The sequence below is a fragment of the Fulverythrobacter fulvus genome (assembly GCF_037154085.1).
GTDB classification, from domain to species: Bacteria; Pseudomonadota; Alphaproteobacteria; order Sphingomonadales; family Sphingomonadaceae; genus Andeanibacterium; species Andeanibacterium fulvum.
The window spans coordinates 449,452-471,860 of the sequence record NZ_JBANRM010000002.1 but is presented as its reverse complement, the minus strand read 5'-3'; the positions used below and the strand labels follow the sequence as shown (position 1 = coordinate 471,860).

At 64.7% G+C, this 22,409-nt stretch carries 20 protein-coding genes; 11 read left to right on the top strand and 9 right to left on the bottom strand.

What is annotated here, in order from left to right; translation table 11 throughout:
• The first annotated feature begins 88 nt into the window (after positions 1-88).
• From WFP36_RS08105 to WFP36_RS08085, 5 genes are all read left to right on the top strand, one after another.
• On the top strand, positions 89-796 hold the full coding sequence (locus tag WFP36_RS08105; protein ID WP_336979509.1) for a CoA transferase subunit A: 708 nt from the start codon (positions 89-91) through the stop codon (positions 794-796).
• A complete protein-coding gene (locus WFP36_RS08100) occupies positions 796-1,668 on the top strand; it encodes an HAD family acid phosphatase (protein WP_336979508.1) in 873 nt (290 codons plus the stop codon). The genes WFP36_RS08105 and WFP36_RS08100 overlap by 1 nt, the downstream gene beginning before the upstream one ends.
• Positions 1,665-2,324, top strand: coding sequence for a CoA transferase subunit B (locus tag WFP36_RS08095; RefSeq protein WP_336979507.1), 660 nt, complete (start codon positions 1,665-1,667; stop codon positions 2,322-2,324). The genes WFP36_RS08100 and WFP36_RS08095 overlap by 4 nt, the downstream gene beginning before the upstream one ends.
• Before the next feature lie 192 nt (positions 2,325-2,516).
• Entirely contained in the window at positions 2,517-3,797 is a 1,281-nt protein-coding gene (locus tag WFP36_RS08090) for a spinster family MFS transporter (RefSeq protein WP_336979505.1), read from the top strand.
• Between the two features lie 92 nt (positions 3,798-3,889).
• Positions 3,890-5,170: a hypothetical protein gene (locus tag WFP36_RS08085; protein WP_336979503.1), complete on the top strand. Its 1,281-nt coding sequence runs from the start codon at positions 3,890-3,892 to the stop codon at positions 5,168-5,170.
• A 721-nt stretch (positions 5,171-5,891) separates the two neighbouring features.
• On the opposite strand, the gene metK is transcribed toward WFP36_RS08085, so the two are convergent.
• The 7 genes from metK to WFP36_RS08050 form a co-directional block, all read right to left on the bottom strand.
• Complete coding sequence (gene metK, locus WFP36_RS08080) at positions 5,892-7,100, bottom strand: methionine adenosyltransferase (protein ID WP_336979501.1); 1,209 nt, start codon at positions 7,098-7,100, stop codon at positions 5,892-5,894.
• 51 nt (positions 7,101-7,151) lie between these two features.
• Positions 7,152-8,747 (bottom strand): apolipoprotein N-acyltransferase, encoded by a 1,596-nt coding sequence (gene lnt, locus WFP36_RS08075; protein WP_336979499.1) that lies wholly within the window; start codon positions 8,745-8,747, stop codon positions 7,152-7,154.
• A 99-nt stretch (positions 8,748-8,846) separates the two neighbouring features.
• Complete coding sequence (locus WFP36_RS08070) at positions 8,847-9,539, bottom strand: DUF4167 domain-containing protein (RefSeq protein WP_336979498.1); 693 nt, start codon at positions 9,537-9,539, stop codon at positions 8,847-8,849.
• Between the two features lie 228 nt (positions 9,540-9,767).
• Positions 9,768-10,595: a peptide chain release factor N(5)-glutamine methyltransferase gene (prmC, locus tag WFP36_RS08065; protein WP_336979497.1), complete on the bottom strand. Its 828-nt coding sequence runs from the start codon at positions 10,593-10,595 to the stop codon at positions 9,768-9,770.
• A gap of 177 nt (positions 10,596-10,772) precedes the next feature.
• Entirely contained in the window at positions 10,773-11,843 is a 1,071-nt protein-coding gene (gene prfA / locus WFP36_RS08060) for a peptide chain release factor 1 (RefSeq protein WP_336979495.1), read from the bottom strand.
• A 133-nt stretch (positions 11,844-11,976) separates the two neighbouring features.
• Entirely contained in the window at positions 11,977-13,239 is a 1,263-nt protein-coding gene (hisS, locus tag WFP36_RS08055) for a histidine--tRNA ligase (RefSeq protein WP_336979494.1), read from the bottom strand.
• Positions 13,240-13,424: 185 nt separating this feature from the next.
• The gene (locus WFP36_RS08050) at positions 13,425-14,534 is read right to left on the bottom strand and encodes an LLM class flavin-dependent oxidoreductase (RefSeq protein ID WP_336979492.1); all 1,110 of its coding nucleotides are present in this window, start codon (positions 14,532-14,534) and stop codon (positions 13,425-13,427) included.
• 276 nt (positions 14,535-14,810) lie between these two features.
• Here WFP36_RS08050 and ppa point away from each other — a divergent pair, with 276 nt between their 5' ends.
• On the top strand, positions 14,811-15,350 hold the full coding sequence (gene ppa / locus WFP36_RS08045) for an inorganic diphosphatase (RefSeq protein WP_054531162.1): 540 nt from the start codon (positions 14,811-14,813) through the stop codon (positions 15,348-15,350).
• 43 nt (positions 15,351-15,393) lie between these two features.
• Here ppa and WFP36_RS08040 read toward each other — a convergent pair whose 3' ends face one another.
• Positions 15,394-16,740: a TldD/PmbA family protein gene (locus WFP36_RS08040; protein WP_336979490.1), complete on the bottom strand. Its 1,347-nt coding sequence runs from the start codon at positions 16,738-16,740 to the stop codon at positions 15,394-15,396.
• 85 nt (positions 16,741-16,825) lie between these two features.
• Entirely contained in the window at positions 16,826-17,215 is a 390-nt protein-coding gene (locus tag WFP36_RS08035; protein ID WP_336979488.1) for a hypothetical protein, read from the bottom strand.
• 192 nt (positions 17,216-17,407) lie between these two features.
• On the opposite strand from WFP36_RS08035, the gene lptB reads away from it, so the two are divergent.
• From lptB to WFP36_RS08010, 5 genes are all read left to right on the top strand, one after another.
• Positions 17,408-18,208 (top strand): LPS export ABC transporter ATP-binding protein, encoded by an 801-nt coding sequence (gene lptB / locus WFP36_RS08030; RefSeq protein ID WP_336980038.1) that lies wholly within the window; start codon positions 17,408-17,410, stop codon positions 18,206-18,208.
• A gap of 120 nt (positions 18,209-18,328) precedes the next feature.
• Positions 18,329-19,834 carry an RNA polymerase factor sigma-54 gene (rpoN, locus tag WFP36_RS08025; protein WP_336979485.1) on the top strand — a complete coding sequence of 502 codons (1,506 nt, stop codon included), beginning with the start codon at positions 18,329-18,331 and terminating at the stop codon, positions 19,832-19,834.
• 212 nt (positions 19,835-20,046) lie between these two features.
• Positions 20,047-20,742, top strand: a complete 696-nt coding sequence (gene ctrA, locus WFP36_RS08020) for a response regulator transcription factor CtrA (RefSeq protein WP_336979484.1) — start codon at positions 20,047-20,049, stop codon at positions 20,740-20,742.
• 76 nt (positions 20,743-20,818) lie between these two features.
• The gene (trmB, locus tag WFP36_RS08015) at positions 20,819-21,535 is read left to right on the top strand and encodes a tRNA (guanine(46)-N(7))-methyltransferase TrmB (protein ID WP_336979482.1); all 717 of its coding nucleotides are present in this window, start codon (positions 20,819-20,821) and stop codon (positions 21,533-21,535) included.
• A gap of 93 nt (positions 21,536-21,628) precedes the next feature.
• Positions 21,629-22,393: a sulfite exporter TauE/SafE family protein gene (locus WFP36_RS08010; RefSeq protein ID WP_336979481.1), complete on the top strand. Its 765-nt coding sequence runs from the start codon at positions 21,629-21,631 to the stop codon at positions 22,391-22,393.
• Positions 22,394-22,409 lie beyond the last annotated feature (16 nt).

Below are 22,409 nucleotides of genomic sequence, written 5' to 3'. Positions count from 1 at the left end.
TTGCGCCACATGCACCATTGCAATGTATGCTGCATCGCAGCAGGATCGAGGCCGCAACGCGCAAGGGCATCCTCGCAAGGAGATTCGATTGAACAAGCTCTACCCCGATGCAGCCTCCGCGCTCGACGGGCTGCTCAAGGACGGAATGCTGGTCGCCGCCGGGGGCTTCGGCCTGTGCGGCCTGCCCGAGCGGCTGCTGGACGCGATCCAGGCGAGCGGGGTGAAGAACCTGACCTTCGCCAGCAACAATGCCGGGATCGACAATGAAGGCATCGGCAAGCTGCTGCGCACGCGGCAGGTCTCGAAGATGATCAGTTCCTACGTCGGCGAGAACAAGGAGTTCGAGCGGCAATATCTGGCAGGCGAGCTGGAAGTGGAATTCTGCCCCCAGGGCACTCTGGCCGAACGCATGCGCGCAGGCGGTGCGGGCATTCCCGGCTTCTATACCAAGACCGGCGTCGGCACGGCCGTGGCCGAGGGCAAGGAAGTGAAGATCTTCGACGGGGAGGAATATATCCTCGAGCGCGGGATCTTTGCCGACCTTGCCATCGTCAAGGCATGGCGGGCGGACGAGACGGGCAACCTCCAGTTCCGCAAGACGGCGCGCAATTTCAACCAGCCCGCCGCCACCTGCGGCAAGGTCTGCGTGGTGGAAGTGGAGGAAGTGGTGCCCGCTGGCAGCCTCGATCCCGATGCGATCCACCTGCCCGGCGTCTATGTGCAGCGCATGATCGTGGGCGCGCCTTACGACAAGAAGATCGAGTTCCGCACCGTGCGCCAGCGGGAGACTGCCTGATGCGCGGCGCGATTGCGCGGAGCCTGTTCTCCGCTTCGCTGGGCGCGCTGCTGGCCGCCTCCCCTGCCGCAGCGCAGGATGCGTCCAAGGGCTTTCAGTTCCTCTATGGCTCGGCAGAAGGCGCGGCGATCAGCCGCCAGGCCTTCAACGGGGTGGTGAGCCTGGCCATGGCGCGCAAGGCCCAGCGCGAGGCTGGCCTGCCGCTGGTGCAGACCGTGCTTGCCCCCGGATCGACGCTGGAACACCCGGCCTTCGAAGCCTGCGGCGACAAGCCGCTGGCCGCCGTGTTCGACGTCGACGAGACGATGCTGCTCAATATCGGCTTCGAATATTGGGACGCGGGCCGCCCGGCCGGTTCCACCTTCTCCTTCAAGGCGTGGGAGAACTGGGAAAAGACCGGCTTTGACAAGGTGGCTGCCGTGCCCGGCGCACTGGAAGCGGCCGCGAAGCTGAGCGCAGCTGGCATTACGGTGATCTACAACACCAACCGCACCTCCGCCCATGCGGAAGAGACGGCGCAAGCGATCGAATTCGCAGGCTTCCCCAGGCCGGTGCCGGGCAAGGACCTGTTCACCGACGCCGATGGCAGCGGCGCCAAGGACCCACGCCGCGCCGCCATCGCCGCGACCTATTGCGTCGTCGCCATGGGCGGGGACCAGCTGGGTGATTTCTCCGACCTGTTCAGCCCCAAGCCGATGGACATCCATGCGCGCCGCGCCACCACCGCGGGGCCTGCCATCGCCAGTCTGTGGGGCCAGGGCTGGTTCGTCCTGCCCAATCCCGTCTACGGCAAGGGCGTGGTGGGCGATCTGGACACTGTCTTCCCCGACACTGCCCTGCGCTGGACCTATTCCGAAGGAAAACAGCCATGACCATCCATGACGGCCTGACCAAGGGCTGGAGCCGCGACCAGATGGCCGCCCGCGCCGCGCAGGAATTGCAGGACGGGTTCTATGTGAACCTGGGCATCGGCATTCCCACACTGGTGGCTAATCACATCCCGGCGGGAATGGATGTGACGCTGCAATCCGAAAACGGCATGCTGGGCATCGGCCCCTTCCCCTTTGACGAAGATGTCGATCCCGACCTGATCAATGCGGGCAAGCAGACGATCAGCGAGTTGCCGCAATCGGCCTATTTCGATTCGGCAATGAGCTTCGCCATGATCCGCGGCGGCCATATCGACCTGACCGTGCTGGGCGCGATGGAGGTTTCCGAAGGGGGCGACATCGCCAACTGGATGATCCCCGGCAAGCTGGTGAAGGGCATGGGCGGCGCGATGGACCTTGTGGCAGGCGTGAAGAAGATCATCGTCGTGATGGAGCATGTCTCCAAGAATGGCGATCCCAAGTTCATTCCCCAATGTACCCTGCCGCTGACCGGCAAGAACGTGGTGGACATGGTGATCACCGATCTGGCGGTGTTCCAGCGCCCCGATCACGCCAGCCCCTTCCGCCTGATGGAACTGGCCCCCGGCGTGACGGCAGAGGAAGTGGCGGCCAAGACCACGGCACATTACGTGATGTAGCATACACTCGTCATTGCGAGCGAAGCGACGCAATCCAGGGCGGAACGCGTTGGGCTCTGGATTGCGTCGCTTCGCTCGCAATGACGAGAAAACGCGCATTCGCGCTGGCACGCCCGGCAGGAATAGTGTCTATCCTCTTCGCCGATAAGTTTCGGGCCTGAATGCTTTTCAGGGATGAGGGGAATTTCCGACATGCAACTGGCCACACGCCGCGATTCGCCCTGGCTGGCGCTCATTCTGCTGACCGGCGTCGCGACAGTGGGCTTCATCGACCGCATCGTGCTCAACGTGCTGGTGGAGCCGATCAAGACCGAATTCGGCCTGACCGACACGCAGATGGGCCTGCTGACCGGCCTCGCCTTCGCGGTGCTCAACGTCACGCTGGGCATCTTCGTGGCGCGCATGGCGGAACGGCGCAACCGGATCACGCTGATCGCCTTCGGCACTTTCGCCTGGTCGATTGCCACTGCCCTGTGCGGCGCGGTGACCAACTGGGTCCATCTGTTGCTCGCCCGCATCGGCGTAGGCGTAGGCGAAGCTGTCGGCCTGCCCGCCAACCAGTCGGTCGTGGCCGACTATTTCCCGGCGGAAAAGCGCGCCACGGCCATGTCCGTGCTGCTGCTCGCCCCGCCCATCGGCGCCTTCCTCGGTTCGGCTGGCGGATCGTGGATCGCGCAGGATCATGGCTGGCGCATGGCCTTCGTGGCGGCCGCCGTGCCGGGCATCATCCTGTCCATCCTCGTCTTCCTGTTCATCCTCGAGCCGCCGCGCGGCCGCCACGATCAGGGCGATACGGAAACCGTGCCTTCCACCATGGACGTGGTGCGGCGCTTCTGGCGGCTGAAGGCCGCACGCCATCTGGTGGCCGGATCGACTCTCGCCTCCATGGTCGGCTTCGGCCTCAACGCCTTCTTCGCCGCGCTGATGATGCGCCGCTTCAACCTGACGCTGGTGGAAGCGGGGCTCTATGCCGGCCTGCTGGCCAGCGCGCCCGCCACGATCTCCGTGCTTGCGGGCGGCTGGCTGGGGGACCGGTTCGGCCCCGCCCGCCCGGCCGCCTATGCGCTGATCCCCGGCATCTGCCTGCTGATCGGCTTCCCGCTCTATGCCTATGCCATCACGCTGAGCGAGCTGGTGCCGCTGCTGGTGCTGGTGACCATCGCCGCGCTGTTCCAATACACCTATCTGGGCTGCACTTACGGCACGCTGCAGAACATGATGCACACCCGCATGCGCGCAACGGCCTCTGCCCTGCTGAACGCGCTCTACAGCCTCGTCGGCAGCGGCCTCGGCCCGCTGGTGGTCGGCGGGCTGAGCGACAAGTTCGCGAGCAACGGCGTCGATCCGGGGCAGGCGCTGGCCTGGGCCATGGCGACCTCGACCCTGTTCTACCTCTGGGCCGGTGCGCATTACCTGCTGGCCGCCCGCCATCTGCGCGGCGATCTGGAAGCGGTTCGCGAGGGGCGGGTTTAGGGTTTGCGGGCGGCTTTCGGTTTTGGACCGGGTGCCGCCCGTCAGGGGAAGGCCTGATTGCGGCCATGCCCAAAACGAAACACAACTCCCTAATGGTTTGGCAAAATCAACCTAGATGCCGGCTGGCGACGCGCCTGTTCTTGGGTATCCCGGCTTGTGTGCTTCTGAGCATATCGCTGCCCAATGGGGCAAAGGCGCAGCAAGACGTCCCCACGGAGGTTTTTTCCATAATCCTCCAGGACATGAATGCCCCCCGCCGCCTGCAATTCTGCGGTTATGTTGCTCAAGAGGCAGCCAGTCAGGCGCGTGAAACAGCCGACGTTGCGCTACGCTCTGCTCGCTATGCCTCGGCGCAGACGTTGCAGTCCAGATTGGCAACCGGTGTCGCTGACGCCAACGCGAAATTATCGCGCGAGCAATTAGAGACCATCCAGCGCGAAAATGGAGTTGCCTTGGGTCTGTTGACCTATGAGCCGTCTTCGCAGCTTGCCGCTCAGATCGAACAACACGGAACGAACGACGTTATCGGTCTCTTCCTGAGCGATCTCGTTGCGCAGTGCGACGGCCTTTTGGACTCGATGGGAGTGGCAGCGGCACCGCCCAATCCTGCCCGTTCATCGCCGATTCCGATGAGTTTCGAATGGCGTGGCAAAACTGCCGAAGAGGCGTTTGAGGGAACCGGCCTGGCACCTTATGCCTTGCGAATATGTGCGGGCACTGAGAGCAAGGTTTCGGATTTCGCGGGTGCGAACCTTGCCGAGCGGGGCAAGGATGGCGTCTCCCTGCTCGACTGGGCTTTTGAATGCGGTGACAAGTCCGCGTTCAAGGCCTTGCTTGACGCAGGGTTCGATGCCGCCAAGCCTGGTCAATTTGACGATCCTCCGCTCGTCAATGCGGCTGGCCACGATGATAGCTGGTACCTGCGTGAACTGCTCGCCTACGGCGTATCGCCCGATTCAATGGGCCACCGCAGTACGGCACTCGCGGAAGCATACCAGCCCGGCGAGCCGGGCGGCGGTGGGAATTTTGAGATTCTGCGAGCAGCTGGCGCGTCGCTGAACTTCCCCAATCCCGGCCGGTCGATGTGGGGAACATGGGCTATATTCGCGAGCTGGGAAGAAATTCTTGAGAATTGGGACGCGTTCGACAGCGATCCATTCTATTTAGGGCGTTTCATTACTTTGGAGTTGGAGAAGCCGAATGTGCGGGGGAGCAAGCAAGCACTGGAAGAGGTCAGAGATCGACTCATCGTTGACTTTGGCGTTTGCTTCCCGGTCAGCTTGCACAAAGATACCATGCGTGACGCACGCGGCTATTATCTGCAGACCAATTGCTCCGAGCAGGGCCAGCCTGACAGGACCGACGGCCCGTAAGAGTTGAGCAACACCACATCCATCTTGACATTTTGAACCTATTTGGTTATATGCGCACCCATCCTGCATCTCAAAACAGGATATGGAACCGGGAGGCGGCTCGGCCGGCTTGCCTTCCCCTCCAATCGCGGGGGCTCCTGCTTACAACAGGAGATGTCACTCCCGCATCGCGGCCGGCGCTCATGCGCCTTGGGCAGGCTCTCGCCGGCCCAGCCGCCGGATCGGATCAGGCGCGGCACCAGCCGCGATGGAAGTGCGCCTCGTGCGAGCCCGCCCGCGCTTCCCAGCCGCTCCGGACAGGGCCGAGCCCATGCGCGCTGCGGAACAGGCGCCCGGGCCACTCGCAAGATAAACCTTCCGCACTGCCCCCGGCGCATTGCCGGCCGCGCGGTTCCTTTGGGTTTTCACACTGGCGTTACGTCCGGGCTCGCCGCCGGATGATGGGGTGTGCGTGCGCCACGCTTCCCGCCCCACTCACCAACCCCCGCTCATCCTGAGCTTGTCGAAGGACACGCGGAACACTCGCCCCACAGATCACTCCACAACAGGCCCAGCGCGCAGACCGGAATGCACCCGGACCAAAGGTCAGCGCGTGTCCTTCGACAAGCTCAGGATGAGCGGGGGTTGGGAGATAATCGTAGGGATGACGAAGCCCCACGCCCCCAAACGAAAAAGGCGGAGCCTCGCGGCCCCGCCCTTCTCGATCCGATGAGGCGTAACCTCAGACCAGTGCAGCCTTGAGGTCTTCCACCAGATCGGTCTTTTCCCAGGGGAAGAAATCGCCTTCCGCCTTGCGGCCGAAGTGACCGTAGGCCGCCGTGGTGCGATAGATCGGCTTGTTGAGGCCCAGATGCACGCGGATGCCGCGCGGGGTTAGGCCGCCCAGCTTCTCGATGCCCTTGATCGCTTCCTCGATCTTGTCGTCGCCCACTGTGCCGGTGCCGTGGGTGTCGACATAGAGCGAGAGCGGCTTGGACACGCCGATCGCATAGGCCAGTTGGATCGTGCAGCGCGTGGCGAGGCCTGCGGCGACGATGTTCTTGGCCAGATAGCGGGTGATATAGGCAGCCGAACGGTCCACCTTGGTGGGGTCCTTGCCGCTGAAGGCGCCGCCGCCATGCGGGGCCGCGCCGCCATAGGTATCCACGATGATCTTGCGGCCAGTGAGGCCCGCATCGCCATCCGGCCCGCCGATCTCGAAGCTGCCGGTGGGGTTGATGTGATATTCGGTCTCGTCCGAAAGCAGCTCGGCCGGCAGGATATCGGCCACCACGCCCTTCACATAGGCCTTCAACTCGGCTTCCTTCTCGCCCTGGTCGTAGCCCGGCGCGTGCTGGGTGGAAACGACGATGGCAGTGGCGGCCGCCGGCTTGCCGTTCTCGAAGCGCAGGGTCACCTGGCTCTTGGCGTCAGGCTCGAGGAAAGGGGCCGCACCGGAATGGCGATCAGCCGCCATGCGCTGCAGGATCTTGTGGCTGTAATCCAGCGTGGCGGGCATGAGGTCGGGCGTCTCGTTGCAGGCGAAGCCGAACATGATGCCCTGATCGCCCGCGCCTTCATCCTTGTTGCCCGAGGCATCGACGCCCTGGGCGATATGGGCGGACTGGCCGTGCAGATTGTTTTCGAAGCGCAGGCTCTCCCAGTGGAAACCTTCCTGCTCGTAGCCGATCTCGCGCACGGTGTTGCGCACCGTCTTCTCGATCTCTTCCAGCGCGCCCGGCGCCCACTGGCCATCTTCATAGATGCCCTTGCAGCGAATCTCGCCCGCCAGCACCACGAGTTGGGTCGTAGTCAGCGTTTCGCAGGCGATGCGCGCTTCGGGATCCTTGGACAGGAACAGATCGACAATCGCGTCCGAAATCTGGTCGGACACCTTGTCGGGATGGCCTTCGGAAACGCTTTCGGAAGTGAACAGATAATTGGCGCGCATTGAGGCAAAATCCTCCCTTGCCATAAGGTGGCTATAACAGGCCGGCAGGTCCTAACGGCGGCGCAGGCGCAAGGCAATCGCGGCGACGACAAGAAGCCCCGCCCATGCGAGCGGTAAGCGGTTTCCCATATGGGAGAACAGCGTGGGTGCGAGGGCCGGCGGCACCAGCCCATCGAGCCGGCCGGCGACACGCTGCGGCACATATTCGCGCACCACGCCGTGCCCGTCGATCACGCCGCTGATCCCGGTGGTGGTGGCGCGCAGCACGGGCAGGCCTTCCTCGATCGCGCGCATGCGGGCCTGGGCGAAATGCTGCGGCGGTCCGAAGCTGCCGAACCAGCCATCGTTCGAAGGGTTGAAGATGTAATCGGGCCGCTTCTCCGGATCGACCACCGAGCCGGAGAAGATGATCTCGTAGCAGATCTGGATGCCCGCCTGGCCCCAGCGCCCGAGATCGAGCGTACGCGGCCCCGATCCGGGCCAGAAATCAATCGCGCCGGGCACGAGGCGGGAAAAGCCGATCGGCTCCAGCAGCCAGCGCATCGGCAGATATTCGCCATAGGGCACCAGATGGGCCTTGTCGTAACCGGCCACGACCTCGCCCTTGTCGTTCAGCGCGGTGACGGCGTTGCGCGCGGCGGCGGCGCGGCCATGGCGGATTTCCAGATCGACCGTGCCGGTCATCAGCAGGCTGTCGGCCCCGATCACCCGCGCAATGCGCAACCGGGCAAGGTGCGGGTCGCCGAAGGCGGTCATGCTGTCATAATAACGCTGCGGATAGCCATCGAGCAGGTAATCCGGAACGCCGGATTCGGGCCACAGCACCAGCCGGTGCTCGCCGGGGCGGCGCGGATAGGTGAGCTGCGCCGTCTTGCGGAAATTCTGTTCGAAGAAGGGCGATTCGTTAAGCTGTTCCTGCCGGATGTCCGGTTGGACGAGCGTGTAGCGGAGCGTTCCGTCGGCATCGGGAGGGGCGGGCCAGAGCATGCCCCCCGTCACCGCCACGCCCAGCAGCACCAGCAGCACGAATTGCTTGCGCGCGGCCAGCAATGCCCCAAGGCAGCCGAGCAGCACGGCCAGGCCGGACAGGGCATAAGTGCCCATCCACGGCGCCAGCGCGGCAATGCCGGGGCGCGAGAAGCTGCCCAGCAGCACCATGCCGAAGGGGTTCCACGCATAACCGGTGAAGACCCAGGCCCGCATCCATTCGGTCACGATCCAGCACCCGGCAAAGGCGATGGCGAGCGCAATGCCGCCGCCCTTGGGCGTCAGCAGGCGGGCGCCCAGCGCGGCGAGGCCGGGATAGATCGCAAGATAGAGCGAGAGCAGCGGAACCGCGGCCCAGCCGAGAATGGCGGGCATTTCGGCCTGATAAGTGAAGGCCGTGGCGATCCAGTTATTGCCGAAGGTGAAATGGGCAAAGCCGAACAACCAGCCCAGCAGGAACGCCTCGCGCCGCGCTTCCGCGCCTGCCAGCAGCAGCACGAAGCCGCCCATTGCCAGCAGCGCCAGCGGCCACAGGCCCAGTGGCTGGAACCCCATGGCGGAGAGCAGACCGAGCCCGAGCGCCGCGAATCGCCGGCGCCTGGAGGGGCGCTCGATCTCGCGGGCCAGAATCACGCGCTGGGCTTTCAGCTCTGATTTCATCGACGTGGCATGTGGCCTGCCCCGGCAGGACGCGCAAGCGCCATTGCCGGGCAGTCACACACCGCGCGGATTTTGCCCCCGGAGAAGGGGGCAGGCGGATCAGCCGACCGCTTCGAGTTCCTGATCGCCCCCGCTGCTGCGGGCACGAGTGGTACGGCGGCGGCGCGGCGCGGGAGCGGGTTCTTCCACGTCCCCGGCAGGCGCGTCAGCCGATTCGTCGCGGCCGATGGCCGGCGGCAGGGCAGCCGGATCGAGACCGCCGGAATAGTCCGCTTCGCCTTCGGATGCCTTGGGCGCGCGTTCCTTGCGCGGACGGCGCGGCTTGGCAGCGCGGGCCGGACGCGTGAAGGGATTCTCCGCAGGCTCGTATTCGTCGCCCTCGGCCCCCGTGGAATGCACGTCCTCGACAGCGCCTTCGCGCTCTTCGGAAGCTTCCTCGCTCGCCTGTTCTTCGCGGCGACCACGATCCTGGCGCGGAGCCCGATCGTATTCGTCCTCGAAATAATCCTCGTCATCGCCCCGGTCGCGATCCTGATGGCGCGAGCGCTGCTCGTCCTTCATGGCGCGGCTGTCGGCAATCACGCGGAAATAGTGATCGGCGAACTGCAGGTAATATTCGGCCTGCACCCGGTCCCCGTTCATCGAGGCGTCGTGAGCGAGCTTCTTGTACTTTTCGAGCAGCTGCGGAGCGTTGCCACGTGCGCGGCTGTCGATCCGGTTAAGCTGACCTCCGCCTTGCGAGCGGTTATTCCCGCGGCCGCGGCGGCGGTTATTATTGCGATTGTTACTCAAGGGAATTCACTTCCTCAGCTTGACCGCTCATGCACGAGAATGCGCGGCAGTCGCATGACCCCTCGCCACGCCGCGCTTTTCACGCGTTCGTGGTCCCTCCACCTGCATGCAGACCGGGTTACCCCGCGCGCCATACGCAAATGTTGGAGCAGGGCAAACAGTTGGGAATTTGCGTCCAACTGCCGGCCTTGGCTTTTTGCCTAGCTTCTAAGCCGTGCATTGCCAAGCTCAAAAACGCAAGAACAATGCGCGCGGCCTTCCGGCGAGGTCTTCATGCAACACGGCCGAAAATCCGGCCTTTTCAGCCAATTGCCTTACCGCCTCGGCCTGGGTCCAGCCGATTTCAAGAACGGCTATCCCATCTGGAGACAAAAGTTTCGGCAATTGGGGCACCAGCACGCGGTAATCGTCGAGTCCGTCAGGACCGGCAAACAGCGCGCCCGAAGGCTCGAACTCCCGTACCGACGGGGCAAGTTCGGCCTCGCTTTCCACATAGGGAGGATTGGCCAGAATACAATCGAACCGCCCCAACCCTTCGGCCCAGCCGGGCTGCGTCCAGTCGCGCTTTTCCATGCGGGCACGCCCGGCAAGGCCCAGCCTTTCGGCATTGGCGGAGGCCATGGCCAGCGCGCCTTCGGACCGGTCGATCCCCAGGCCTTCGGCACCCGGCCGCTCCGCGAGCAGGCTGAGCAGCAGCGCGCCGGAGCCGACTCCGCAATCGAGCACGCGGGCAGGCGCGAGGCAGGCGGCAAGCGCTGCATCGACGATGGTCTCGCTATCCCCGCGCGGGATCAGCACATCGGGACCGACGAGAAAATCGCGGCCGTAAAATTCCTGCTGGCCGGTGATGTAAGCCACCGGCTCCTGCGCCGCGCGCCGCTCCACGAGGGGGGCGAAATTCTCCGGCGCCGCATCGCGCATATGGCGCAGCAGCAGGTCCGACCGCGTGACGCCCAGCGCATGGGCCATCAGCACCTCGGCATCCAACCTTGCGGTGTCGCTGGTCGATTCGAGGCGGAGGGCTGCTTCGCGGATGGCCTGGGCGATGGGGATCATGGGCGGTGCGTGGGATTGGTGATTGGGCGGGTGTCGCGCGCGGCCTTCGACAGGCTCAGCATGAGCGGGTCCTGGTGCAATTTCCGCTCAGCCTGAGCCTGTCGGGGCATGTCCTGAGCGGCTGCTGCAAGCAGCCAGCCGAAGGGGCCACGCGCAACATCAGCCCAACCCTTCACGTCACTCCCCCAGAGCCGCCAGCCGCTTCGCCTCGTCCTCGGCGATCAGCGCGTCGACCAACTCGCCCAGCCCCGGCCCTTCGAGCACTTCGGTGAGTTTGTGCAGCGTCAGCCCGATGCGGTGATCGGTCACCCGGCCTTGCGGGAAATTATAGGTGCGGATGCGTTCGGAACGGTCGCCCGAACCGACCATGGCCTTGCGCGCTTCCGCTTCTGCCCCCTGCGCCTCGTCGCGCATCTTCTCATAGAGGCGGGCGCGCAGCACCTGCATCGCCTTGGCCTTGTTCTTGTGCTGGCTGCGCTCGTCCTGGCAGATCACCACCAGCCCGGTGGGCAAATGGGTGATGCGCACGGCCGAATCGGTCGTGTTCACATGCTGCCCGCCCGCGCCGGACGCGCGATAGATGTCGATCTTGAGGTCCTTGTCCTCGATCTGCACATCCACTTCGCTCGGCTCGGGCAGCACGGCCACGGTCGCCGCGGAAGTATGGATGCGCCCGCCGCTTTCCGTCACGGGCACGCGCTGCACGCGGTGGACGCCGCTTTCGAACTTCAGCTTGGCGAACACGCCTTGCCCGGCGATATTGGCGACCACTTCCTTGAAGCCACCGATATCGGAAGCATTGGCGCTGATCATCTCGACCCGCCAGCCCTGCTCCGCCGCATAGCGTTCATACATGCGATAGAGATCGGCGGCGAACAGGGCGGCTTCGTCGCCCCCGGTGCCCGCGCGGATTTCCAGCATGGCCGGGCGGCTGTCGGCCACGTCGCGCGGCAGCATGGCGATGGCAAGGCGGCGCTCGGCCTCGGGCAGTTCGACTTTCAGCCGGGCGACTTCCTCCTCGGCGAGCGCGCGCATTTCCGGATCGGGATCGTCCAGCCTTTCCAGCTCGGCCAGCTCGCCGCGCATGGTGCGCACCTGCTCGGCCGATCTGGCCACCGGCTCCAGCTCCGCATAGTCGCGGCTGGCGGAGACGAAAGCGTCGCCTTCCAACTGGCCGGACGCCAGGCGGGCTTCCAGCTCGGCAAAACGGTTCGCGATCTGGGCGAGGCGGTCACTGGGGATGGTCATGCCGTCGTCCCACCCCATCTGTCATGCCGGACCTGTTCCGGCATCCGGCTTCCTGCCCCCCGCAAAGACAGAGGAAGGCAGCGGGACCCCGGAACAAGTCCGGGGTGAGGAAAATGGGAAGTGCGCAGTCGATTCATTCCGCCGGGCCGCGCCAGTCATAGCTCGCCAGCACGCCTTCGATTGCCACTTCATCGCCGCCCGTAATGCGCAGGCGATGCGCGGTAGCGCCATTGTCTACCGACAGGGCGAGGATCGCCTTCGGCTCTTGCTTCACGGCCTTGTCGAACCGCTTGCGCGGCGAACCGCTGGCGAGGAGATCGGCCGCGACACCGCTGCGACGCAAGGCGGAGGTAACGCCGATGCCATCCTGCAGCACGGCATCGTTTTCCACCACGACGATGACCTCGGCCCCGGCCTCGTCCACATCCCCCACCAGCATCGCCAGCCGCTCGATCCCCGCAGCCCAACCCACGGCAGGCGTCGGTGCGCCGCCGAGCGATTCCATCAGGCCATCGTAGCGCCCGCCGCCCAGCACGGTGCCTTGCGCGCCCAGCCGGTCAGTGATGAATTCGAAGGCGGTGTGGCGATAATAGTCCAGCCCGCGCACCAGCGCCGGGTTGCGGCTCCACGCCACGCCCGCCGCATCCAGCCCCGAAGTGACGGCGCCGAAGAAGTCCTGCGCCTCGCCCGAAAGGAACTGGTCGATCTGCGGCGCGTCGGCGACGAAGGCCTTGTCGCGCTCATCCTTGGAATCGAGGATGCGCAGCGGGTTCTTTTCCAGCCGGTCCTGGCTGTCTTCCGAAAGGCTGGCTTTCACATCGCGGAAATAGGCCACCAGCGCGCTGCGCCATGCCTCGCGGCTGTCCGAATCGCCCAGCGTGTTGAGGTTGAGCGTCACAGCCCCAGGGTCATTGGCGCCGATGCCCAGTTCCTTCAGCAGCTGGTCGGCCATCACCAGCAGTTCCACATCGGCCTGCGGTTCGGCCGCGCCGATGATTTCCGCGTCGATCTGGTGGAACTGGCGATAGCGTCCCTTTTGCGGGCGCTCGTAACGGAACAGCGGGCCGTGAGTGGCCACTTTCAGCGGGGCATATTGCTGCCAGCCATCGGTGAGATAGGCCCGCGCGATGCCGGCAGTGAATTCCGGCCGCAGGGTCAGCGATTCCCCGCCGCGATCCTCGAAGGAATACATTTCCTTGGAGACCACGTCGGTCGTCTCGCCGATGGAACGGCTGAACACTTCCGTCTTCTCGAACACGGGCATTTCCACCCGGCGAAAGCGATAGAGCCGGCGCACGCGCTCGAAGGTTTCGACCACATGGGCGAAAGCCTCGGCCTCTGCGCCGAAAATGTCCTGGGTGCCCCTGATCGGGCGGGGTGTTTCGATCTTTGCCATTGCGGGCGGCCTTTAAGCCCCGCGCGGGTGCGGCGCAATCTTTGCGGGCGCCCGCGTCGGAAGGGGCCCCACGTGAGGGGGAAAGTCATTGCGAGGGGTCGGGGCGGGCGGCGCAATCGGAATTGGAGTGACCCGATCCGAGCTCCGCGGGGCCCCGCCCCTCGCAATGGCAGCGGACTAGCCCCCTACTCCGCTGCTTGGAGGAAGCGATCGTCGATATCGACGTCGGCTTCCCAGCTCTTGATCTCGGGCAGCACCTTCTCGGCGAAGAGGTGCATGTTCTTGCGCGCCTCATCCAGTGGCATGCCGCCATAATAGACATGGGGGAAGAAGCCCTGCGGCTGGTAGATCTCCTTCAGTTCCCACATCCGGTCGAGGATCATCTGCGGAGTGCCGGTGACGGCGCCCTTGGCGAAGTCCTCCACATAGGGTTCGACCTGTTCGGGGGTGAGCACCATCTTCTCGTAATGCTCATAGCCCTTGATGTGCGGGAACTTGCCCGGCGTATCGAGGCCGTAATTCCTGATCGCGGCGCGCATCGTGTGGGCGAGGTACTTGCGGCCCTGCTCCTCCGCGAATTCCGCGCTTTCGTCGATATAGTAATTGCCGCCGAGCATGGGGGGCGGAGGCGAGCTGTCCGGCCCGTTCACTTCCTTCCACACTTCGGTGTATTTATCCGGCGGCACGTCCTTGCCGCGCTGGGGCAGCATCAGGATCATGTTGCCGCAGCCCAGCTTGGCCGCCGTGTACATCGAATTGCCGGAGAGCGATCCGCAGAACTTGCGCCCTTCGAAGCTCTTGATCGGGCCGGGATGCAACTCGCGCCGGGGGATGGTGCCATAGGCGCCTTCGCCTTCCAGCACGCCGGTTTCCAGCGCCGGGATCACTGCTTCCAGAATATCGGTGTAAAGCTGGCGGCTCAGGTTCTGGTCGATCCCCAGCCCGGTGAATTCATGATGGGCCAGCCCGCCGCCGAAGCCCAGGATCGCCCGCCCGCCGGAAAGGATATCGAGATTGATGATCTTTTCGGCCAGCCGCGCCGGATTGTGCCACGGCACGATGATGCACTGCGTGCCCAGCTTCACATGCTTCGTCTTGGCGGCGATGTAGGTGAGCAGCTGCAGCGGATCGTTCGACATCGAATAGTCGGAGAAATGGTGTTCGGTGATCCACACCGAATCGAACCCCAGTTCTTCCGCCATGACGAGGTTTTCGACCTCTTCCCGCACGAAACGGGCATCGTCATAACCCTTGCCGCGCTGATGCGCGAAGCCGCTGGCCAGGCCAACATGCATCCCAACTCTCCTCTGCCCGTACCCTGGAGCCCTTTTGCGGGCCTCTCAGGTTGAGACTCGGCTTTTGCCGGTCATTGATTTTTCACGAGAGTGCCAATTTCTGGCCTCGCAGGCAATCGGTTCCTTCGCGCAGGGAATTGCCCCCTCGCCTTTCGGTCCGGGCTGGGCTAACGGCGCGGCTCAAGCAGAAGGGCACGAGCCCTCGCATATTGGACAGGATGCCGCTTCGTGGCCCCGGGCAGGGCCGTCAGCAGAATCGCGGAAAAAAGAGCACTCATGCGTATCGATCTGATCCCTACCGGCGACAATCCGCCCGAAAGCCTCAATGTCATCATCGAGGTGCCCACTGGCGGCGAGCCCGTGAAATACGAATTCGACAAGGCATCGGGCGCCCTGTTCGTGGACCGCATCCTGCACACGCCGATGCGCTATCCCGCCAATTACGGCTTCGTGCCGCACACGCTTTCGCCCGATGGCGACCCGCTGGACGCGCTGGTGATCTCGCGCAGCCCGTTCATCCCCGGCTGCGTCGTGCGCGCGCGCCCGATCGGCGTGCTGAAGCTGGAAGACGAAGCCGGCGGCGACGAGAAGCTGGTCTGCGTGCCGGTGGACACCACCTTCCCCTATTATTCGGACGTGGGCGAACGGCAGGACCTGCCCTCGATCGTGCTCCAGCAGATCGAGCACTTCTTCAAGCACTACAAGGATCTGGAATCCGAAAAGTGGGTCCGCATCGGCGCCTGGGGCGACGCTGCAGAAGCACGCCAGATCGTGCTGGAAGCGATCGAACGCGCCAAGGAAGCCAAGGGCGCCTGACGCTTGCCAGAAGCCGGCGCGGGCCCGATGGCTCGCGCCGCTCCTACTCGCCCGCCACCGTCATCCCTTCGATGCGGATGGTGGGCGCGTCCATCGAACGGTGGATGTCCAGATCGTCGGCCACGCTCATGCGAGCAAACATGTCGATCAGGTTCCCCGCCACAGTGAATTCGGCCACCGGCCCGGCGATTTCGCCCTTCACGATACGATAGCCAGAGGCGCCGCGGCTGTAATCGCCGGTCACGCCGTTCACGCCCATGCCGATCAGTTCGGTCACCAGCACGCCGTCCTCGATATCCGCGATCAGTTCCGCCCGGCTCAGCTTGCCGGGGGCGAGGTGGACATTGGACGGCTGCACGCCCGGTGCGCCGCTGGCTCCGCGCGCGGCATGGCCGGTGAGGCCGATGCCGAGCTGGCGGGCCGAGGCCGCATTGGTCAGCCAGCCGGTCACGCGGCCGTTTTCCACCAGCGCGCGCGGGGCGCAGGGCAGCCCTTCCCCGTCGAACGGGCGCGAACGCAGGCCGCGCGGGCGGTGCGGGTCTTCCAGGATCAGGATGTCGGCCGGGAACAGCTGTTCCTCCAGCCGGTCGAGCAGGAAGCTAGAGCGGCGCGCAATACCGGGTCCGGACATGGCGCCAATCAGATGGCCGAGCAGCGAATTGCCCACGCGCGGATCGAACACCACGCTCATGCCCTTGCTGGGCATCTTGCCGGGATTGAGCCGGGCCACGGCCCTCTCGCCCGCGATCCGGCCGATTTCGGCCGGGGACAGCAGATCCGCCACATGACGCACGGTGCGATATTCGTAATCGCGCTGCATCGAACCGCCCTCGCCCGCCAGCACACTGGCCGACAGGCTGATGCCGGTGGCTTCATAGGCGCCCGCAAAGCCGTGGCTGGTGGCCAGCGCCACCGCGCTGCGGCCGAAGCTGGCCCCGCCGCCTTCGCTGTTGGTGACGCCCTTCACCGCGCGCGCGGCGTCTTCCGCTTCCTCGGCCAGGCGGCGCAGTTCCTGCGGGCTGGGTTCGGATGGATCGACCAGGTCAAGTTCGGGGAACGGACCCTTCGCCAGCAATTCGGCCGGGGCGAGGCCGGCATATTCATCTTCCGGCGCGGCCTTGGCCATCGCCACGGCGCGACTGGCGAGTTCCGCCAGCGCCGCATCGCTCATATCCGTGGCGTGAATGGAAGCGGAGCGCTGGCCGACGAAGACGCGCAGGCCCAGTTCCTCGCTTTCGGAACGGCCGACATCTTCCAGCTTGCCCAGACGCACCTGGACTTCTTCGGAAGAGGAACCGATCGCCACGGCATCCGCCGCGTCGGCGCCGGCTTTCAGGGCAAGGTCGATTGCTGCCGCGCAGCGTTCCTGGGCGGCTTTGGGATCAAGCATGAGGGTTTCCGGAAGGCATGATTACCACGCGGTCCTAGCCGCTGCGGTGCCTTCCTGCAAAGCCTGCGTGTGCAGGCCCGCTTTGTCAGAGGAACTGTTCGGCGCCCCTGATCGCGCCGGTGACCAGAAACGGTAGGGCCGCAGCCGCAACCCAGATCAATGCGCGGTCCCGCCGGAACAGCGGCGCCAGCGATGGATCGGCGGCCTGATCGTCATCCAGCCCTTCCCAGCGCTTCTCGAAGACGCGGCAACCGGGAATGACCGCGGCGACCAGCACGACCAGTGCGAAATAGGGGAGGATCGATTCAGCGGTGTGGCGCAGGGCGGCCATGGTCACGTAAATCTGGAGGCCGGTGTAGAACAGCAGGGCATAGGCAACATGGTCGCTCATCCTGCGGCGCCAGTCGATGCGCTTGCCTGTGTGGACCTGGACTTCCGCCTGCTGGCGGCTTGCACCCCGAAGCGCCTTGTCCATGCGCCTTTCCTCCTCATCCAACCCGAATCGGACTATTTCACGGGATCGGGCCACGATCAAGCATTCTGAACGATTGTTCAGCAGCGCGAAGCCTTCGGATTTGCGAAGGCCATGCAGGAATCTTGCCAGTTTGCCCCCTTCGCCACCGCAAGGGGGTTTTCTGCCCGGCAAGCCATGATAAAAGCCCGCTGGATGACGACACTCGACCAGACTGCCGCGGCGGGCCAGCCCGCCCCCCAGGCCGCGGTGAGCGCCACTGCCCCCCTGCCGCAGGGCGGGCTTGAGGTTGTCTCGATCGCCAAGAGCTATGACAAGCGCGCCGTGCTCACCGATATTTCGCTGTCGGTCGGCAAGGGCGAGGTGCTGGGCCTGCTCGGCCCCAATGGCGCGGGCAAGACGACCTGCTTCTATTCGATCATGGGCCTGGTCCGTCCCGATAGCGGCCGCATCCTGATGGACGGCGTGGATGTGACCAAGCTGCCCATGTATCGCCGCGCGATATTGGGTCTGGGCTATCTGCCGCAGGAAACCTCGATCTTCCGGGGCATGACAGTGGAACAGAACATCTCCTGCGTGCTGGAGATGATCGAGCCGGACAAGGCGACCCGCGAATCCGAGCTGGAACGGCTGCTGGACGAATTCGGCCTCACCCGCCTGCGTTCCAGCCCGGCCATGGCGCTTTCGGGCGGCGAGCGGCGGCGCTGCGAAATCGCCCGCGCGCTGGCGGCCAAGCCTTCGATCATGCTGCTGGACGAGCCCTTTGCCGGCATCGATCCCCTCTCGATTCAGGACATCCGCCATCTGGTGATCGACCTGAAGCAGCGCGGCATCGGCGTGCTCATCACCGATCACAACGTGCGCGAAACGCTGGATATCGTGGACCGCGCCTGCATCATCTATGGCGGCCAGGTGCTGTTCGCGGGCAGCCCGGAAGATCTGGTAGCCGACGAGAATGTGCGCCGCCTCTATCTGGGCGAGAGCTTCACGTTGTGAGATGGGCATAGCAATATTACCCACCGTTCGTGCTGAGCTTGTCGAAGCACCGTCTTTCTCTTCCGAAGAAAAGAACGGCCCTTCGACAAGCTCAGGGCGAACGGGACAGGGGGACGACTGATGGCCCTGGGCCCCCGTCTCGATCTCAGGCAGACCCAGTCTCTGGTGATGACGCCGCAGCTGCAGCAGGCGATCAAGCTGCTTGCGCTGTCGAATCTCGAACTGGAAACCTTCATCGGCGAAGCGCTCGACGCCAATCCCCTGCTCGACATGGGCGTGGGGGAACCGGGCGAGCCGGTCGACCAGCCGGAAGATCGCACCGAAGCGATTGCAGAGGGCGCCACCACGTCCGATCAGCTCATGCTGGAGGGCCATGGCGAAGCCGACGCCCCGCTGGACCTCGATCCCGCCGCGCTCGACCATGACCGGGAGACCGGCGACGGCAGTGTGCTGGGCATGGGCACCGACTATTCCGGCGGCACCTCGGCCGGATCGGGCGAGGAAGGCCCGGCGATCGAGGAACGCGGCGGCGAAGGGCCGACCTTAGCCGAGCATCTGGAAAGCCAGATCGGCTCCGTCGCGCCTGACCCGCAGACCGCCTTCATTGCCCGGCACATTATCGGCCTGCTCGACGAGGCCGGTTATCTCACTGCCTCCCTGCGCGAGATCGCCAGCGATCTGGGCATTGCCCTGGCCGAGGCGGAGGCGGCGCTGGAAGTGGTCCAGTCGCTCGATCCCACCGGCGTGGGCGCGCGCGGCCTTTCGGAATGCCTTGCCCTGCAGGCGCGGGAAGCGGACCGTTACGATCCGGCAATGGCCCGGCTGATCGACAATCTCGACCTGCTGGCCAGGGGCAGCTTCGCCCAGCTCAAGCGCATGTGCGGCGTGGATGACGAGGATTTCGCCGAGATGCTGGCCGAACTGCGCGGCTACGATCCCAAGCCGGGCCTGAAGTTCGGCGGGCGCGAAAGCGAGCCGGTGGTGCCCGACATCCTCGTGCGGGCATCGTCCAAGGGCGGGTGGGACATTGCGCTCAATCAGGCGACCCTGCCCCGGCTGGTGGTGAACCGCACCTATTATGTCGAGCTGCGCCATGGTTGCCACGACAAGACCTCGAAGGCCTGGCTGAGCGAGAAGCTGGCCGATGCCAACTGGCTGATGAAGGCGCTGGACCAGCGGCAGAAAACGATCCTGAAAGTGACCGCCGAGATCGTGAAGCAGCAGGAGGGCTTCTTCCGCAAGGGCGTGTCCGAACTGCGCCCGCTCACCCTGCGCGCCGTGGCCGAGGCGATCGACATGCACGAATCGACCGTCAGCCGGGTGACCAGCAACAAATATCTCAATTGCGAGCGCGGCACGTTCGAGCTGAAATATTTCTTCACTTCCGGCGTCGCCTCCGCTGACGGCGACGGCGCGGTTTCCGCCGAGGCCGTTAAGGCGCAGATTCGCGCGCTGGTGGACGCGGAGGACCCGAAGAACATCCTGTCCGACGATACGCTGGTGGACCTGCTCAAGGAAAAGGGCTTCGACCTTGCCCGGCGCACCGTCGCCAAATATCGCGAGGCCATCGGCATCGGGTCCTCGGTGCAGAGGCGGCGGCAGAAGAAGCTGGAAGGCGTAAGGTAGGAAGGATTTTCGCGCGACCCGGAACTGCCGTTCACCTTGCCTGCGCAAGGCCGCCGGGAAAAACCGTATCCTTAAAGACTCATACGGGAATCTCCGGTTCGCTTTACGATAAATTAACCTTTTTCATTGAGACCTTGCGTGGTTAATAACTGGCAACTCGCCACTGCGGGCGGTTACCGAGTGCTAATCGGGGCGACGAAAAGGGGGCTCCCATGCGTGTGCTGTTGATCGAAGACGAGCCGACGACTGCCAAGGCGATCGAGCTGATGCTCACGACCGAGGGTTTCAACGTCTATTCGACCGATCTGGGCGAAGAGGGTTTGGATCTCGCCAAGCTGTATGATTACGACATCATCCTGCTGGACCTGAACCTGCCTGACATGCACGGTTACGATGTGCTCAAGAAGGTCCGCGTCGCCAAGGTGCAGACGCCGGTCCTGATCCTCTCGGGCATTTCCGAAATGGATTCCAAGATCCGCAGCTTCGGCTTCGGCGCCGACGATTACGTGACCAAGCCCTTCCACCGCGAAGAACTGGTCGCCCGCATCCATGCCGTGGTGCGCCGTTCCAAGGGCCATTCCCAGTCCATCATCCGCACCGGCAAGCTGGCGGTGAACCTCGACGCCAAGACCGTGGAAGTCGATGGTGCCCGCGTACATCTGACCGGCAAGGAATATGCGATGCTGGAGCTGCTTTCGCTCCGCAAGGGCACCACGCTCACCAAGGAAATGTTCCTCAACCACCTTTATGGCGGGATGGACGAGCCGGAACTCAAGATCATCGACGTGTTCATCTGCAAGCTGCGCAAGAAGCTCTCTCATGCCTGCAGCGGCGAGAACTACATCGAAACCGTCTGGGGCCGCGGCTACGTGCTGCGCGATCCGGGCGAAGAGGCGGAAGCGGCCTGAGCCCACCCCCGATACGGATTTGAACACCGCCCCGAGGCCTTGCTCCGGGGCGGTTTTCGTTTAGGGGCACTGCCCCATGACAGCGTATAAATCCGGCGATCCGACCACGCTCAACCGGCTCTATGGCCGCGCCAAGGGCAAGCCCCTGCGCGCGGGGCAGCAGGAACTGGTCGACAAACTGCTGCCGCAGATCGCGGTGCCGGAGGAAGGCCCGGTTACGGCGCAAGTTCTGTTCGGTCAGGATTGCCCCATGCATTTCGAGATCGGCTTCGGCGGGGGCGAGCACATGGCCTATCGTGCCGACCTGCTGCCCGATCACGGCTTCATCGGCGCGGAGCCCTTCCTCAACGGCGTGGCGCAGGCGCTGACTCATCTCGATGGCGATGGCGGCAAGCATCCCCCGATCAAGAATGTGCGCATCCATCATGGCGACGCGCTGGAAGTGCTGTCCCGCATTCCGGACGGCGCGCTGTCCTTCATCTATCTGCTCCATCCCGATCCTTGGCCCAAGGCCCGCCACGCCAAGCGCCGGATGATGAACGATGGCCCTGTGAACATGTTCGCGGCCAAGCTGAAGCCGGGCGGCGAGTTCCGCTTCGGCACCGATCACGCGATCTATCTGCGTCACGCCCTGATGGTGATGCAGCGTCACACCGATCAGTTCGAGTGGCTGGCCGAAGGCCCGAAGAGCTGGCAGAATCGCCCCTCCGGCTGGTGCGAGACGCGTTATGAGCACAAGGCGCGCACCGTCTACGGCCACGAGGTCTGGTATTTCCGCTATCGCCGGAAGTGACCCCAGGGGGCACATGGCCCTTTAGAATTTCTATCTTTCCTGTCGCGCGCGCCCACTGCATCTGGCCCCGGGGCAACAGGAACGACAGGCGCCATGGACTTTTCGAGTTTCGACATCGGCGCGCTTCTGCCGTTCATCGCGGTCGGCTTTGCGGCGCAGCTGGTGGACGGAGCGCTGGGCATGGCCTTCGGCGTGCTGGCGAACATGCTGATGGTGGGCGTACTGGGCGTTCCGCCCGCCCTCGCCTCGCAGCGGGTGCATGTGGTGGAATGCTTCACCACGGCCACTTCCGCGATCAGCCACCTGCTGCACGGCAATATCGAGAAGGCGCTGTTCTTCCGCCTGCTGATTCCCGGCATGATCGGCGGCATCGGGGGGGCCTATTTGCTCACCTCGATCGATGGCGACGTCATCAAGCCCTATGTGCTTGGCTATCTTACGCTGGTGGGCGTCTATCTGCTGGTGCGCGGCATTCTTTACCCGCCCAAGCCGCGCAAGCCCAAGCATGTCGAGCCGCTGGGCCTTGTCGGCGGCTTCCTCGACGCGGCGGGCGGCGGCGGCTGGGGGCCGGTCGTGACGTCCAACCTGCTGGTGCAGGGCGCGGAACCGCGCAAGGTGATCGGCACGGTGAACGCGGTGGAATTCTTCCTCACCCTCACCATCTCGGCCACCTTCATCTCGCAATTGGGCGTGGCGGACCTTGCCGGGGCAACGCTGGGCTTCCTGATCGGCGGCGTGGCGGCGGCGCCCTTCGGCGCCTATGCCGCCAAGCATTTCTCCACCAAGGTCATGCTGATCCTGGCCGGCACCGTGCTGACCCTGACCAGCGCCTATGGCGTCTACAACGCCCTGACCTGAGCCCCTCGCGGGGTTG